Genomic DNA, 18,986 nt, shown 5'->3' with positions numbered 1-18,986 from the left:
GTGCGCAAAACAGCCACACGCATCAAAGCATCTTGCGCCAGATCAAAGCCTCTTTGCTTGTCTTTACGCGTATATTCGAGGATGTACTCGTTTTGCCGCTCTTGCTCCATATCCCGCAAATCCTCTACATACAGTTCGCTGCGCTTATTCCGATACACGACCTGAAGTGGTTCATCTTTCCAGCCACTGTAGAAGTTCGTGCGCAGTACCGTATGCCGCTGCACCAAGACATCCAAACTGGCCGCAAATGCAGCGATATTGAAATGTCCTTGCAGATCAAAGGATGCCTGTTCAAAATATGCTCCCGATTGCGAATCCATCAGATTGTAAAAGAGCATGCCCTTTTGCATCGGCGTCAGTGCGTATACATTTTCCAGCTCACCGATATGTGCCGCCTGTTCCGCAATTTGTTCCAGTTCTCCAGTCGTCAGACCTTTGAAGGACACATCACTCGGCGTCAGCTCCGGCTGTTCCTGAGCGACACAGTGCGTAATCACCTCTTGCAAAGCGGATTGCAGCAGTCCTGCCACACGTTCCAGCGTTTCTTGGCGATACTGCTTACGGCTGTAAGCGATCGTCAAGCGCAGCGTGCCTTCCGAGATCATTGCATTCAAATCCAGCGTATATTGCAGCGGTGAATGGGCATCCTCTGTCTCCCCTGCGCTATAGGATGACCATGTGATTCCACTGTTTTGCACATCCTGATCGACCTGTCCCAAGTAGTTAAAGCTGATTTCCGGTTCTGCTGCAATCGGATGGGACGCAGGGGACAAGTAGCGCCAAGTTCCATACGTCAGCCCTTTATGCGGAATCCGGCGCAGACCTTCCTTCGTTTCTTTAATCCGCTGGGCCAGCGTCAGGTTGACATCTGTGTCCAGCAGCACCGGATACAAGCTCGTAAACCAGCCTACTGTACGTGTAATATCCACCTCTGGCAGGATCGCTTCCCGGCCATGCCCCTCCAGATTCACCAGCACCTGTCCGGCGCCTGTCCAGTTGTGCATCGCCAATCCTAACGCGGTCAACAGCAAATCATTGACCTCGGTGTTATAAGCGCGATGGGCCTGCTTTAACAGCTGCTGGGTTTCAGCTTCGGTCCACTCTACCGTCAGCACTTCGCTGTCTGCATTCAAGGAACCCTCGTAGGCGAAATCCTTAGGCAGCGGTGCCGCTTTCGCTTTGGCCTGTTCCAGCTGCTGCCAGTAGGCTTCATCCGATGCAGCCTCTGGACGGTTGGCGTAAGACGACAACTCCCGTGCCCATGTTTGGAAGGAATCCGTTTTATAGGGCAATCGTACAGGCTCGCCCTTGATCGCCTGCTCGTAACCTGTCGAGAAATCTTCAAACAGAATTCGCCACGATACCCCGTCCACCACCAAATGGTGAATGGCTATGAGCAAATGATCGCCCTCGGCTGTGCGGAACAATCCCAGCTTGACCAGAGGCCCTTCGGACAGGTGGATGCTGCTTTGAATTTCGGTTGCCTTCGCTTCCAGCGCTTCCGCATAGGATGCTTGTTCACGGTAGTCTGCGGTTTCCAGCGTATACAACGCGCCTTCATCTACGCCGCGTGTCCAAGCCTCGTAATCGGCTGAAGCCTGACGGAAAACCGTACGAAGCGCATCATGATGCTTCACGATATGGTCCATGGTCCGGCAAACCGCCGTTTCATCAAAGCCCTTGGCACGATAGAGCATGACCGCCTGATTAAAGTGCTGCGGACGCTCGCGCTCCTGCGCAAAGAACCAATGCTGGATCGGAAGCAAAGCGGTTTTCCCGCTCACTTCTCCTTGATCTGCCATACGACTGACCTCATGCATATGCGGTGCCAGTGCTGCAACCGTTGGATACTGGAACAAATCCTTCATGTCCAGCTTATAGCCAGCCTGGAACGCACGGGATGCGATTTGGATCGCCTTGATCGAATCGCCGCCCAGATCAAAGAAATTGTCCAAAATACCGACAGTCTGTAGTCCCAGTACTGACTGCCAGACCGCTGCCAGAGCACGTTCTTGCGCGGTACGCGGCTCAGCATAATCCGCTCCGGTTTGCAGGCTGCCTTCCGGTGCTGGCAGGGCCTTGCGGTCGATTTTGCCATTTGGACTCAGCGGCATCTGCTCCAGCTGTACAAAGTACGATGGCACCATGTAGCTTGGCAGCTCCCGGCCCAGCTCACTTCTCAGCTCGCTGGCACCCATTTCTTGCCCCGCGACATAGTACGCCACCATTTGTTTTTGGCCCGTTTCGTCTGCACGCGCCATGACCACGGCTTCTCGTACCGATTCCACTTGGAGCAGCTGCGATTCGACCTCACCCAGCTCAATCCGGTAACCCCGGATTTTCACCTGATGGTCGATCCGGCCCAGATATTCAATGTTGCCGTCCGGCATCCATCTCGCCAAATCGCCTGTGCGGTACATCCGCTCATAGCCGGCTTCCCCGCCAGCAAACGGATCTTTCACAAATTTCTCGGCCGTCAGCTCCGGTCGGTTCAGGTAACCGCGGGCTACCCCGATACCGCCGATGCACAGCTCCCCTGCAACCCCGATCGGCTGCAATTGCTCCGTGCCTTCCTTCACGATGTACAGACGAATATTCTGAATCGGCTTCCCGATCGGAATAACTCCATATTCCTCATCCGGCTCGCAATCGAAGTACGATACGTCCACCGTCGCTTCGGTTGGACCGTAGAGATTGATCAGCTTCGTTCCGGACAGGCTCGACACCAGCCGTTGGAATCGCGCCACATGCTGTGGCGGTAATGCTTCACCACTGGCAAACACATGGCGCAGCGTACCCAGCTTCGCTTGCATCACTTCTCGTGGCTGCTGCTCCACGTACTCCAGGAACGCATGCAGCATCGCAGGTACAAAGTGCATCGTGCTCACGCCATCGCGGGCAATCGTGTCGACGATGTCTTCCGGGTTCTTTTCCCCGCCAACCGACAGCAGGCTCACCTTCGAGCCGACCAGCGACCACCAGAACAGCTCCCACACCGACACGTCGAACGTGAAGGCCGTCTTTTGCAGAATCGTATCTTCCGCACTCAAGCCGTAACGATCATGCATCCACAAAATCCGGTTCAGCACAGAATGGTGCTCCACCATCACGCCCTTCGGTTTTCCCGTGGAACCGGACGTATAGATAACATAGGCTACATGGTGTGGCCCGGCCAGTGGCTCCAGATTCGAACCGTCTTCGTGGTAAATGTCTTGGCCATCTTGCTCATGACGATCCAGTACCAGCACCTGGCCGTCGAAACTCAGCAATGCTTGCTCCGCCAGATGCGATTGCGTCAGCACCAGCTTCGCGCCCGAGTCCTCCAGCATAAAGCGGATACGATCCGCCGGATATTCTGGATCGATGGGCACGTAAGCTCCGCCTGCTTTGAGGATCGCGTAGATACCCACGATCATGTCCAGCGAGCGCTGAACCAAAATGCCCACGGGCTGATCCGGTTCAATACCTTCGGCACGCAAGGTGCGTGCGAGACGGTTCGCGCGCTCATTCAACTCACGGTAGGTCAGCGATTCCGCTCCGCACAGCACTGCTACTTGCTCTGGCGTGTTCGCTACCTGCTGCTCGAACAGTGCACTTAGCGTTTGATCCTGCGGATAGGCTGCCGCCATATCCCCCCAGACCTGAACGATCTGCGCCTGCTCTTCCGGTGTCACCAATTCCAGTTCATTCACACAGATATGTGGATTGTCGATAATTTGCTCGATGACATGGTCGATATGGCCCTGGATACGCTCCATGGCAGACCGGCTATACACCTGAGCATTGTATTCAAGCAGGATAGAGATATCCTCGTCAGGCACGACAATCAGGTTGAAATCGTAGTTGGTTTGCTCGGCAAGTGCCACATTGGCAATCGAGAAGCCTGTTTGTGCCTTTGTCTCGCCGGAACCGCCCATCTGCTTCATCTGTTGCCCGATCGGGTAGTTTTCAAAGACCATGATGTGATGAATCAGGTCTTGTTTTTGTTCAGTCAGTGCCTGGATATCGTATAGCGGGAACGTATCATAGACACTGGAGGCCAAAGACTGTTCCTGGGTGCGCTGCAATACTTCAGCAAATGTAGCATCCGGTGCACTGCAAATGCGTACTGGAATCGTGTTGATAAACAATCCAATCATGTTCTCCACGCCTGGAAGGTCTGCCGGACGACCGGATACCACACCACCAAACACAACATCCTGATGATTATTGTATTGCTGTAAAATAACGCCCCACACGCTTTGCAGCAATGTGTTAATCGTGACATGTTTTTGCTTGGCCATTTGGTTTAATGCCGCAGTCCGTTCTTTACCCAACCTAAAGGGTAGCTTTTCCAAAACATAGCCGGAATGGGAACCCGCACCACTTCTGTCCGGTTCTTCATCCCGTGCGACGACAGAAGCTTGTGCGTTCTCCCCAGGCAACAAGGTTTGCTGCTCAAAACCTGCCAAATACTTACTCCAATAACGGGTCGCTTCCTGTGCATCCTGATGTTCCAACCATTCGATATAGTCACTATACGGCTTGACAGGTGCGAGCTCTGGCTGCTTGTGCTCCAGCAAGGCAACATATGCCCCAAACACTTCGTCCGTCATCAGAGACAGGCACCATCCGTCCATCACAATATGATGGAAGCTCCATACAAAACGGTATGAGCTTTCACCCGTGCGGAAGACGGCTACGCGCATAAGCGCATCCTTGCTTAGATCAAAGCCTCGAGCTTTATCCTGGGTCACAAATTCAGCTACAGCGTGTTCGCGCCCTCTGACATCCTCATAAAAGAAGCTCAAATTTTTATGACGATAGACAATCTGCAACGGTTGACCATACCAGCCACTGTAGAAATTCGTCCGTAATATAGCATGCCGGCTAACCAGCAGCTTCAGACTTTCCTCGAATAGGGACGTTTCAAAGTACCCCTCCAGATCAAAGCTTGCCTGTTCAAAATACACGCCTGTTTCTGCATTCATCAAACTATGGAACAGCATCCCCTTTTGCATAGGGGTCAACGGGTACACATTTTCCAATTCCCCAACCGTCTTGGTCTGCTCCTTAATCGTATCTAATTGCTCCAGGGTCAGACCTTTTAGCAATACATCACTTGGAGTCAATTCGGTCCGCTCCCGTGTGACACAATGCTCGATCATTTCAAGCAGGTTGGATTTTAATAGATTAGCCAGCATGTGGACGGTGTCCTTACGGAAGGCTTTGCCGTTATACCGAATGTCCAGTTCTAGGATGCCGTTCGTTACGATTCCGCTCACATCGAGAGCATATTTCATCTTCGTCCGGTCACTAACGACCGATCCAATTGAGTAAGGAGACATACGCATATCGCTGTTTTGCAAGTCCTGATCCAGCTGTCCGAGATAATTGAAGCTCACTTGCGGCTCGGCAAAAGCTTGCTGTTGACCAGGGTTCAGTGTATCTGCTTGCTGACTGGCGACTTGGCCGGATTCACTCAAATATCTCCAGATTCCGTAGCCCAGTCCTTTATTCGGAATAAGGCGCAGGCTCTCTTTGACCTGTTTGATGCGTTCTGACAAAGCGGGATCACGACCAACGTCCAGCAATACCGGATATGGACTCGTAAACCAGCCTACCGTACGAGAAATGTCCGTATCCGGCAAAATATCCTCACGTCCGTGTCCCTCCAGGTTGATCAGGCTGCGTTCATGGCCGGTCCATGTGTACAGCATCATGCCCAAAGCAGTCAGAAGCAGATCATTCACTTCCGTGTTATATGCGCGGTGTGCTTGCTTCAACAGCCGTTCAGTCTCTTCCTCCGTAAGCTGGAAGGCCACTGTATCCGTGTCAGCCAAGGTAAAGGGCTCAGCCTGCGCTTGATCCTCAGGCAAACGTACTTGGTCAGCCCAAGCGGCTGCGTTCCATTGCTCCCAGTAGGCGTGTTCCCTGTCCATAGCTGTGCTATTCGCATACTTGGAAAGTTTTTGTGACCAGGAACGGAAGGAATCCGTTTTGTCCGGCAGCTGAAGCACTTCCTGATGAACGGCCTGTTCATAGGCAGTAGCCAAATCCTCAAACAAGATACGCCAGGATACCCCGTCCACGACCAAATGGTGAATCGCCATCAGGAGATGGTCCCCATCTGCACAGTGGAACAAACCAGCCTTTAACAGCGGTCCTTCTTGCAGTTGGATACTGCTTTGAATTTCATTGGCTTTCGCCTCAATTGCCGCGCTGAGTATGGCTTTATCCGTCAAATCCCTAAAGTCCAGCACGTCCAGATGATACAGCTCGCCTTCCTGTATTCCGCGGTTCCATGCTTTATAGCCTTGCTCGGTTTTGCTGAACACCATCCGCAGTGCATCATGATGCTCTGCTAGTTTGCCAAGTGCCTGACGCAGAGCAGCTTCGTCAAAGCCCTGCTCCCGGTGCAGCATAACGGCCTGATTAAAGTGATGCGCATCCACTTGCGCCTGCGCAAAGAACCCATGCTGGATCGGAAGCAACGCCGTTTCTCCGCTCACTTCTCCCTGATCTGCCATACGACTGACCTCGTGCATATGCGGTGCCAGCGTTGCGACGATGGGATAGCGGAACAAATCCTTCATGTCCAGCTTGTAGCCTGCCTGGAACGCACGCGACACGATTTGAATCGCCTTGATCGAATCGCCGCCCAGGTCAAAGAAATTGTCTAAAATACCGACGGTTGGCACGCCCAGGACGGACTGCCAGATCGCTACGAGTGCTCGTTCTGTTACAGTGCGCGGCTCTACATAATCCGCTCCGCTTTGCAAACCGCCTTCTGGTGCTGGCAGGGACTTACGGTCGATTTTACCGTTCGGTGTCAGCGGCATTTGCTTCAACTGAATGAAATACGACGGCACCATATAGCTTGGCAGCTCTTGTCCCAGCTCCTGTCTCAGCTCACCCGCTCCAAGCTCTTGACTCGCCACGTAGTACCCCACGAGCTGTGTTTGGCCCGTTTCGTCCGTGCGTGCCATGATGACCGCTTCTTGTACCGATTCCACCTGCAGTAGCTGCGATTCGATCTCGCCCAGTTCGATCCGGTAACCCCGGATTTTCACCTGATGGTCCATCCGACCCAAATATTCAATGTTGCCGTCCGGCATCCATCTTGCCAAATCGCCTGTACGATACATCCGCTCATGGTCTGACTTGTCATCAGCAAACGGATTATTCACAAATTTCTCGCCCGTCAGTTCTTCACGTTTCCAATACCCACGGGCCAATCCTTCCCCTGCAATACATAACTCACCCGGTACGCCGACGGGCTGCAATTCTCCATTCGCATTCATGATATAGATTTGGGTATTCGCAATAGGACGTCCAATATTAATGTGCTCCGCATGGGTCAGTTCCTGCACGGTCGACCACACCGTCGTTTCTGTAGGTCCGTACATGTTATAAATGCGAGGACCGTTTATTTCTTGCAGTGCTGCCAGCAGCTTGGACGGAAGGGCTTCGCCCCCGACCATAATGGCCTTCACGCTTTGCAGTGCGCGGGAACCTGCTTCATGACCCAGCAGCATTTGCAACCGGGATGGGGTCATTTGCAACATCTCAATATGATGATGTGCAATCAATTCACCCAGCGCCTGCGGATTCACCTGATGCTGGCTGTCGCCAAGCACCACCGTCATTCCACCCAACAGGGGCAAGATGGTTTCCAAGACGAAAATATCGAATGAAATAGTCGTCAGTGACAAAATGGTTTGGCTCGCTTCAAAGTCAATGACTTCGCGCATTCCGGTAATAAAGTTGAGGACCGAGCGATGCTGGAGCATAACTCCTTTCGGAGTTCCAGTCGAACCCGACGTATAGATGACATAAGCCAAATGCTCTGGGCGGGCAACCGTCTCCAGGTTGCCGCTTTCTCCCTGATACAAGGCTGCATCCTCAAGAAATATGGCATTGGCGTTGCAATGATGCTCTTCCAACAGATCACGACTGGTTAGAAGCACTGTGGCCTCGCTATCTTCCAGCATGTATGCAATACGAGAGGACGGAAATTCGGGATCAATCGGCACATAAGCACCACCTGCTTTGAGAACAGCCAGGAGACCTACGATCATTTCCACTGAACGCTGTACCATCAGTCCGACCCGTTTGTCAGGTCCTACTCCTTGTGCTTGAAGCATTCGGGCCAATGAATTTGCCCGTTCATTCAGTTCCCGATAAGTCAGACTCTGATGTCCAAACACCAATGCCACCTGATCTGGCGTATATTCTACCTGCTCCTCGAACAGCTGATGGATCGTCTGATGAGACGGAAAAGCACAAGCGGTGTCATTAAATGTCGCTGTAATCTGTTGTTTTTCCGCTGCTGTGAGTAGTTCCAGCTCTTCAACACGAACATGCGGATTGAGCGAAATTTGCCCCAGCAGGCGTGCAAAATGCCCATACAGACGCTCAATACCTGCTTGATCAAAGCTGAGCGTGTTATACATAAAACGAATCTTGATGCCTTCACCTGGCATCACGACGACGTTTAGATCATAGTTGGTTTCCTCTGTAGACACCACGTTCGAAATCGTAAATTTATCCTGTCCATCACTGCCCAACTGCTCTACCTGCTGCTCCACCGGATAATTTTCAAATATCATAATATGATTGATTAAATCCTGTTTCTGCTCGGTCAGTGCTTGAATTTCGTACAGTGGGAACGCATCATAACCATTGGAAGCCAGCGCCTGCCGCTGTGTTCGTTTCATCAGCTCGACAAAGGTTTCACCTTGTTCAGACTGCACGCGCACTGGAATCGTGTTAATGAATAGCCCAATCATGTGCTCCACACCTGGAATATCCCCTGGGCGACCGGACACAACGCTGCCGAACACAACATCCGAACTATTATTATATTTTTGCAACAAGACGCCCCATACCGTCTGAATCAGCGTATTGATCGTCACCTGATTTTGCTTCGCCACTTGTTCGATCTGGGCAACCAGCTCTGGCTGGAATTCGCAATCCAGATCTTCAGCAACATATTCCCCGGTGTGCATCGATTTAGGCTGTATTTTTTGCTGCGGGAGCGTAATTTGCTGCTCATAATCTTCCAGATATCTGCTCCAGTACTGCAGGGCCGCCTCACGGTCCTGACGTTCCAGCCATTCAATAAATCGACTGAACGGCGTAACAGGCTCCAGTACGGGCTTATGACCCGCGCGCAGTGCCAGATAGCTGCCGAATACCTCCTGTGTCATAAAGGACAAGCACCAGCCATCCATCAAAATATGATGGAAGCTCCAGATAAAGTGATATGTTTCATCCCCGGTTTGCAGGATCGAAATACGAATGAGTGCATCCTCTGCGAGATTGAATCCTTTCGCTTTATCGGCAAGGGTAAAAGCCTCAACACGCGCTGCTCGTTCTTCTTTTTCCAGTCCGCGCAGGTCTTCATAGTACAACTCTCCGCTGCGATTGCGGAAAACGACCTGTACAGGCTCATCCTTCCAAGAGTTGATAAAGTTCGTCCGCAATGCCTCATGACGCTGTACGAGCAGATCAAAGCTCTTACCGAAAGTAACCACATCAAACCGTCCATTCAATTCAAAGGTGGCCTGCTCAAAATAAGCTGCCGAACTCTCATCCATTAGACTGAAGAAGAGCATACCCTTTTGCATCGGCGTCAAAGCATACACATTTTCTAGTTCACCCATATCTTGTGTATCTTTCACCAATTGCTCCAGCTCGTCCAGCGTTACATGTTTTAACAAGACATCACTTGGGGTCAACACCGTTCTTTCCTGCGCAACGCAATGGCTAATCACCTCACGCAAACCGGATACCAGTAGTTCTCCCAGCCGTGCAATCGTTTCATGACGGAACTGCGTTGTGCCGTAGCGAATTGTGAAAATCAGCTCCCCATCCTCGATTAATCCATTGATATCTAGTGCAAAATCCATAGCCGCGTTCGTGCTAACAGGCACACCAATGGAATAGGAGGAAGGCTGTAGATCATTGCCTTTATAGTCCTGATCGAATTGGCCCAGATAGTTAAAACTGATCTCAGGCTGCGCCTGTAACTGTACGCCTGCTTTTTCCAGCACATTCATATCTGACAGGTATCGCAAAATACCATAACCGATGCCTTTTTGCGGAATATGACGCAGCCCTTCCTTAATCCGTTTGATCAGACGAGCGGTATTTCCCCCTTGTCCCAGACTTCCATCCAGTACAACCGGGAACTGGCTCGTAAACCAACCGACCGTCCGCGTAATATCTACGTCGGGTACAATAGCTTCCCGTCCATGGCCCTCCAGGTTGACCAGCACCCGTTCGGAACCAGACCATTCATACACGGCTTTTCCGAGCGCAGCCAGCAGCAGGTCATTCATTTCCGTGTTGTACGCGCGATGAGCTTGTTTGAGCAGTTGCTCAGTTTCCTGCTTCGTCCAGCGGACAGTGACAACCTCACTGTCTCCGAGCCGTGCATTGTCATTTGCAAAATCCTTCGGCAGAGGCTTCGCGAGGCTGGCTTCTGCCTGTTCGATATGCTGCCAGTATGCAAACTCCCGCTCCATCGTCACACTATTTGCGTAGGCTGACAGCTGTTTGGCCCATACCTGGTAGGAATCTGTTTTATGCGGCAGTTGAATAGCTTTACCCGTTTTACCTGCAACGGCCTGCTCATATCCGGCTGCCAAGTCCTCCAGCAAAATGCGCCATGATACACCGTCCACAACCAGATGATGAATGACGATTAGCAAATGGTCGCCCTCAGCGCAATGGAACAGACCGAGCTTCACAAGTGGACCCTCGCTCAAGTGAATGCTCGCTTGAATTTCACTCGCCTTGGCTTCGACAGCGGTGAATTCGTCTTCCACTCCGCTAAAATCTATAATGTCCAGCGTGTATAGCTCGCCTTCCTCTACACTCCGATTCCAAGCGACATAATCCTGCTCCGTTTCACGGAATACAGTGCGCAATGCGTCATGATGCTGGACAATACGTTCCATCGTACGGCGCAGCGCGTCGATGTCAAAGCGCCCAGCTCGATACAGCATCATCGCCTGGTTGCTGTGGTGCAGATCAACCGGCCGCTGCTCGAAGAACCACCGCTGAATGGGTGTCAGTTCCACCTGGCCTACTACTTCTTCCTGACTGGCCATCTTGCCATCTGTACGAAGCAAAGGACTGAGTGACGCTACCGTCGGATTGCTGAACAAATTCTTCATGTCCAGTCGATAACCTGCTTGCAGCAATCGGGAGGATACTTGCAGCGCTTTGATCGAATCGCCGCCCAGTTCAAAGAAGTTATCCTGCGTGCCTACCGTTTCGACACCCAGCACCCCGGCCCACACTGAAGCTAAAACCTGTTCTACCGCAGTACGTGGAGCCACATAGGCTGCGCCAGTATGGATGCTTCCTTCCGGTTCCGGCAAGGCCTTGCGGTCGATTTTTCCATTGTGGGTCAGTGGCAAGGTCTCCAGACGCATTAAGCGTGCAGGTACCATATGTGCTGGCAGTGCTGCTTCCAGCTCGGCCTGTACTTCCTCGATCCGCAGCTCGATTTCTCCTGTGATGTACCCGCACAAATACTTGTGTCCACGTTCGTCCGTCCGGTCGATGACTACCGCTTGACGCACACCCGGCACCCGCTGGATCGCCGTTTCAATCTCGCCTAGCTCGATCCGGTAGCCCCGGATTTTGACCTGATAATCCATCCGGCCGATAAAGTCCACATTGCCGTCCGGCATCCACCGCGCCAAGTCACCTGTGCGGTACAATCGTTCACCCGGTACGTACGGGTTTGCCACGAACTTCTCGGCCGTCAGATCCGCACGATTCAGATAGCCTCGTGCCACCCCGGCACCGCCAATGCACAGCTCGCCCAGTACGCCGATCGGCACCGGATTCGACTGGCTGTCCAAGATGTAAAACCGTGCGTTCAGCCACGCCTGACCAATCGGTACATTGCCGCTACTTGGCAGCTTCGACAGTTCTTCGTCGTAGAAGCTGGAATCAATCGCCGCTTCCGTGACGCCGTAGCTGTTCATAATACGAACATCCGCGCCAAACCGTTCTTGCAGCACCCGATAATCCGTCACGCTGCAGCTGTCCGAGCTGGTGATCAGCAGTTCCAGACTGCTCATGTCCAGTCCCTGTTCATGCACATGCTGCATAAACGGTACAATCAAGGCCGGGGTTGATTCGAACACCGTAATCTGATAGTCGCGAATCCAGCCGTATAGACGGCTTGGGTCAATGCGATCATCTTTCGGACAGATGATCATCGTGCCACCGTTATAGAGCGCCCGCGCGATATCGCCGACGAACACGTCGAAGGAGAAGCTCGCCAGTTGTAACAGGCGTACCGGGAACTGGTTCAGACGGTAATCCCGGCGATAGGCCGCAGCCGTATTCACCAAGCTGCGATGCTCAATCATGACCCCTTTTGGACGCCCCGTTGTACCGGACGTGTAGATCACATACGCCAGATCCTGCGGCTCATTGATAGGTTCCACATCCGTGGCATCCCCGGTGTACAACGACTCATCGTCCAGCGCCAGTACGGTGTGCAGACGCAAGTTCGCTGCGGATTCGGATGCTGCTTCGCTATCAGACTCCGAATCTGATTTCAAGCTTAATCCCTCATTAAGGCTGTCTCTTTCCATCGTTTCAATGCTAACCGCCGTTTCCAGCTCACCCTCAGCCTTTCCTTCGGCCAAAGCCCATCGGCTTTCATTCAGCCATGCTTGGGCACGCTCCTGCATACCTGTTTGAGTCAGTAGCACCGTAGCGCCGCTGTCCTCCAGCATAAAGCGGATACGGTCAGACGGATAATCCGCATCTAAAGGTACATATGCCCCGCCGGCTTTCCATACCGCCAATACGCCGACCAGCATGTCCACCGAGCGCTCGCTCAAAATACCAACAATGGATTCACGCCCAATGCCTTCATTCCGCAATCTACGAGCAAGTTGGTTCCCACGCTCGTTCAGCTCGCGATACGTAAGCTGCCGCTCCTCGTATACAACTGCCACGTGATCCGGCACAAGCTGCGCTTGTTCTTCCACATAGGCGTGGAACAACCCTTCTGATTGCTTTTCATCACTCCATGCAGATACGCCCACTGATCCAAAACCGTCGATGATTTTCGCTTTTTCCGAAGCAGTCACCAACTCCAGCTCATCTACCGGCGCATCTGGTCTGTTAATCGCTTCTTCAATCATATGCAGCAAATGCTCGCGGATTTGCTCTACAGCTGTACGTTCCAATACTCGCACGTTGTACTCTAAATGGACATAAATTTCATCCCCCGGCACAACCGTAATGTTGAAATCATAGTTCGTTTGCTCCGATACGGAAGCATTTGTAATTGTAAAACCATTCTCACCACGGCTACCCATTTGCTCCATACGCTGTTCCACTGGGTAGTTTTCAAACACCATAATATGGTTCACCAGGTCCTGTTTTTGCTCTGTCAGGGCCTGAATTTCATATAACGGATAGGTTTCATAAGCACGGGAAGCCAGTGCCTGCTCCTGTATCTGCTTCATTAACGCAGCAAACGTCATATCTTTCTCACTGTGAATCCGTACAGGAACGGTATTAATGAACAAACCAACCATTGTATCGATGCCTGGAATATCCGCTGATCTGCCGGATACGACACTGCCAAATACAACATCCCGACTGTTGTTATACCGTTGCAGCACAACGCCCCACGCTGCTTGCAGCAGTGTATTGACCGTTACCTGCTGCTGCTTGACCAGCTTGTTCATCTGCTTGGTCACTTCACGGCTCAGGGTAAACGAAAGCTTATCCCCTTCATATCCCTTCGCGTGACCATCCAGTTGCTTCGCCTGCGGCAGCACTGTTTGCTGCTCGAAACCAGCAAAATAATCACTCCAGAACCGTTCAGCCTCTGCTTTGTCCTGCCGCTCCAGCCATTCAATATATTCGCTGTATGGCGTTACCGGGGCAAGCTCCGGCTTGCGGTCTTCGAGGATGGCAAAGTACGTATTAAATGCTTCCCCCACAACTAGGAACAAGCACCAGCCGTCCATCAAAATATGGTGGAAGCTCCACACAAAACGGTACGACTCCTCACCTGTACGCAAAATAGACACCCGCATCAGTTCGCCTGAGCTGAAATTAAAGCCTTCGGCTTTGTCATGCTTTGCAAAATCAGCAATGTACGCGCCCAGTTCCTCTTGCTCCAGTGAACGTACATCTTCAAAACGGAATCCAGCCGCTTTATGGCGGTACACCACCTGTAAAGGCTGCTCATTCCAACCGCTATAAAAATTCGTTCTGAATATTTGATGGCGATCCACCAGTTGATTTAAGCTTTCGGCAAAAGCCTCCACTTGAAAGCTACCTTGCAGATCAAATGTCGCCTGCTCAAAGTACGCCCCGGAGTTCGGCTCCATTAAGCCGTGGAACAGGATGCCTTTTTGCATGGGTGTGAGCGAATAAACATTTTCCAGCTCACCCGCAGCAGCCGTCTGCTCTACAATATGTTCCAGCTCTCCAGCCGTCAGTCCTTGGAAGGACAAGTCGCTTGGCGTCAGCTCTGGCAACTCTTTTTCCACACAGTGAGCCAATACCTCACGCAAGCTCTCCTGAAGCAGATCAGCCAGCTTTTGGATTGACTTTTTCATGAACGTTTTGTTGCTGTAGCTGATCGTCAGTTCCAGTGCACCGTCCGTGATCATGCCGTTGATATCCAGAGCATACCGCTTGGTTAACGTGTCACTAATGGAAGCTCCGATGGAATAAGGAGACATGCGAAAGGCATTTTTCTTTAAATCCTGATCGAATTGTCCGAGATAGTTAAAGCTGATTTCCGGCTCGGCGACAAAAGCGGCTTCCCCTTCCCCGTCAGCAAGATATCTCAAAATACCGTATCCAATTCCTTTATGCGGCAAACGACGCAGCCCTTCCTTGACGCTCTTGACACGCCGTCCCACATTCCGATCCTCGCCCATATCGAGCACAACCGGGAATTGGCTGGTAAACCAACCGACCGTACGCGTAATATCCACATCCGGCAAAATAGCTTCCCGTCCGTGACCCTCCAGATTTACAAGCACCTGACGGATGCCTACCCACTCCTGAATTGCGGTGCCCAGAGCTGTCAGCAATAGGTCGTTCGCTTCCGTATTGTAGGCCCGGTGTGCCTGCTTCAAAAATTGTTCTGTTTCTTCGACAGTCCATACCACGGTCAGTGTGCGGTCATCTCGTAGCTGAGGCTTGACCTCGGATTTGCAAGTGTAATCCTTGGGCAAAGCTGCTTGTGTAGCTGCCGCTTGCTCCAGCTGTTGCCAGTACGCACGCTCCTTCTCCAAAGCCGAACTGTTCGCATATGTCGACAGCTGATCAGCCCACAGACGGAAGGAATCCGTCTTATTGGGCAAACGGACAGACTCGCCCCGTAAAGATTGCTCATAGCCGGTTGCCAAATCTTCCAGCAAAATACGCCAAGACACGCCGTCGACCACCAAATGGTGGATCGCTACCAACAAATGGTCTCCATCGATGCAACGGAACAGACCCAGATTTACCAGCGGTCCTTCGGACAGGTTTATGTTGTTTTGAATTTCAGTTGCTTTCGCCTCAATCGTCGAGCTCAGAATGGCTTCATCCGTCAAATCCCTAAAGTCCAGCACGTCCAGATGATACAGCTCGCCTTCCTGTATTCCGCGGTTCCACGCTTGATAGCCTTGCTCGGTCTTCCTGAACACCATCCGCAGTGCATCGTGGTGCTCCGTCAAATGCATAAGCGCCTGACGCAAAGCAGCTTCGTCAAAGCCCTGCTCCCGGTGCAGCATAACCGCCTGATTAAAGTGATGCGCATCCACTTGCTCTTGTTCAAAGAACCCGTGCTGGATCGGAAGCAACGCTGTTTCCCCGCTCACTTCTCCCTGATCTGCCATATGACTTGCCTCGTGCATGTGCGGTGCCAATGCTGCAACGTTTGGATACCGAAGCAGATCCTTCATGTCCAGCTTGTAGCCTGCCTGGAATGCACGAGATACGATTTGAATCGCCTTGATCGAATCGCCGCCCAGATCAAAGAAATTGTCCAACATTCCGACGGTTGGCACGCCCAGGACTGACTGCCAGACGGCTGCGAGTGCCCGTTCCGTTGCAGTGCGTGGCTCTACATAATCCGCTCCGCTTTGCAGGCTGCCTTCCGGTGCTGGCAAGGACTTACGATCAATTTTACCGTTCGGTGTCAGCGGCATCTGCTCCAATTGAATGAAATACGACGGCACCATATAGCTTGGTAGCTCCCGCCCCAGCTCACTTCTCAGTTCGCTGGCTCCGAGTTCTTGACTCGCCACATAGTACGCCACGAGTTGTTTTTGACCCGTTTCGTCCGTATGGGCCACGACGACCGCTTCTCGTACCGATTCCACCTGCAATAGCTGCGATTCAATCTCGCCCAGTTCGATCCGGTAGCCCCGGATTTTCACCTGGTGGTCCATCCGTCCCAAATATTCAATGTTGCCGTCCAGCGTCCATCTCGCCAAATCGCCTGTACGGTACATACGTTCATACCCGACTTTGCCTCCGGCAAACGGATTATCCACAAATTTCTCGGCCGTCAGTTCTTCGCGATTCCAATATCCACGGGCCAGTCCTTCCCCTGCAATACATAACTCGCCCGGCACACCGACTGGCTGCAATTCCCCACTCGCATTCATGATATAGATTTGGGTATTCGCGATAGGACGTCCGATATTAATGTCTTGAGCATGAGTCAGTTCCTGTACGGTCGACCAAACCGTCGTTTCTGTAGGTCCGTACATGTTATAAATGCGGGGGCCGTTTATTTCTCGCAGTGCTGCGAGCAGCTTGGACGGAAGGGCTTCACCCCCGACCATAATTTCCTTTACGTCTCGCAGCGCGCGGAAACCTGATTCATGATCCATCAGCATTTGCAGCCGCGATGGTGTCATTTGCAACATATCAATATGATGGTGAGCAATCAACTCACCAAGCGCCTGAGGGTTCACCTGATGCTGGCGGTCGCCAAGCACAACAGTCATTCCACTCAACAGGGGCAGGATGGTTTCCAATACGAAAATATCGAATGAAATGGTCGTCAGTGACAAAATCGTTTTGTTCGCTTCAAAGTCGATGATTTCACGCATCCCGGTAATAAAGTTGAGTACCGAGCGATGCTGGAGCATAACTCCTTTCGGATTTCCAGTCGAACCAGAGGTATAGATGACGTAAGCCAGATGCTCTGGGCGGGCAATCGCCTCCAGGTTACCGCTTTCTCCCTGATACAATGCTGCATCCTCAAGAAACATGGTATTGGCGATGTAATGATGTTCTTCTGCCAGATCACGACTGGTCAGAAGCACTTCGGCCTTGCTGTCTTCCAGCATGTATTCAATACGAGAGGACGGAAATTCGGGATCGATCGGCACATATGCACCACCTGCTTTTAAAACGGCCAGCAGACCTACGATCATTTCCAATGAGCGCTGCACCATCAGACCAACCAGTTTGTCAGGTCCTACTCCTTGTGCTTGAAGCATTCGGGCCAATGAATTCGCTCGTTCATTCAGCTCCCGATAGGTCAGACACTGATTTCCAAACATAACCGCTGTCTGATCCGGTGTACGTTCTGCCTGTTCCTCGAATAGCTCATGAATCCCCACATTGTGTGGATAGGGCACTGCTGTCGCATTAAATACATCCATAATTTGTGCCCGCTCTTCGTCACTCATCAGTGACAACTCCTGAATCCGCTTCTGTGGCCCTTTCACCATATGCTCTACCACACTCAGGAATTGGCGAATAATTCGGGCGATCTCCTGCTCGCTGAACAACTCGGTCCGATAATCCAGTTGCAATACAAGTTTATCGTCATCCAGCATGTCTATCATGGCAATATCGAAGTCACTCACCGTATCTCCGCAGAAATCGGTATGCACCTGCTGAACGGCTTCATCAAAACGGGAGAAGCTCAGTGTACGGTATTGAATGGTAACGCCAAACAGGCGGCGAATATCCGTGCCGCTTTGCTGTTCACGCAAATCCTGCATGATTTTGTTGTACGGATAACGCTGATGCCGCAAAATGGACGCCTGCTCCTTGCCAACACCTTGCAGGAAGGTGAGTAGCTCGGATTCCGGATCAACCCGCAGACGTGTAGCCACAGTGCTGACGAACATGCCCATTGTATTTTTTTCCTTCTTCAACGTACGGTTAGCATACAATGTACCCACGGTTAAATCCTGTTCCCCTGTCATTTTATGCAAATAAATATACAGAGCAGCCAGGAAAAATGTAAAAATACTGATGTTATTCGCCTCGCAAAAAGCCGTGACACCACGATATAATTCGTGCTCCAGTGTATAGTTCTCCCGGCGTGCAGCCGTACTCACCGTAAGTGGATTGTATGATTTTAAACCTGTAACCTCCGGCAAATCGGCAAATTTCTCCGTCCAGTACGTCTTGTCCTTTTGATAGCGCTCCGATTGCTCATAGCTTTGCTCCACCTGAATAAAATCGAGATATGAATTCGCTGGAGCCGACGCATCTGAACCTGTACCATGCACAATATTCATATAATGCCCCGTAATTTCATTAATGGCCTGCTCCATGGTTACGCCGTCCGAAATAATATGGTGCATTTTGAAACTAAACCAGGTGTCTTCTGCCCCCAACCGCAAAATAACAAACCGATACAGCTGCGAATCCAACAAGGGGAACGGCTGTGCGTTATGATGGCTGACCCATAGCTCAGCTTCCTCCGGGGTAACCTGAAGCGTTTCTATGCTTTGAGCAGCAAACGGCTCCACATATTGATAAGGGATGCCGTCCCGAGCCGTGATTTTGATACGAAAAGAATCGTTTTGTGCAATCACCCGGTTCATTGCCTGCTGCAATGCATCTATTCGAACTGTTCCCTTGATTTTAACAGTGGTAATAATCGTGGACGTGTTGCGATTGGGATACACAAGCTCCGTGTACCAAATACGTTGCTGTGGTTGGCTTAATGCAAACAATTGAACATTGTGCTGAGTCAT

Annotated in this window: 1 protein-coding gene (cut by a window edge); it reads right to left on the bottom strand. The window is 51.7% G+C overall.

Annotated features, from left to right (window positions below; genetic code table 11):
- A protein-coding gene (locus MHI21_RS12950) for a non-ribosomal peptide synthase/polyketide synthase (protein WP_342420160.1) crosses the window boundary here: on the bottom strand, nucleotides 1-18,986 show its 5' portion. The gene continues 23,173 nt to the left of window position 1, outside the view; the window shows 18,986 of its 42,159 coding nt (coding positions 1-18,986); its start codon is at nucleotides 18,984-18,986; its stop codon lies off the left edge, out of view.

This window comes from Paenibacillus sp. FSL H8-0168 (genome assembly GCF_038592955.1).
Classification (GTDB): Bacteria; Bacillota; Bacilli; order Paenibacillales; family Paenibacillaceae; genus Paenibacillus; species Paenibacillus polymyxa_B.
Note: the sequence above shows the minus strand (reverse complement) of the source record. Positions and strands in the feature narration are given on the sequence as shown.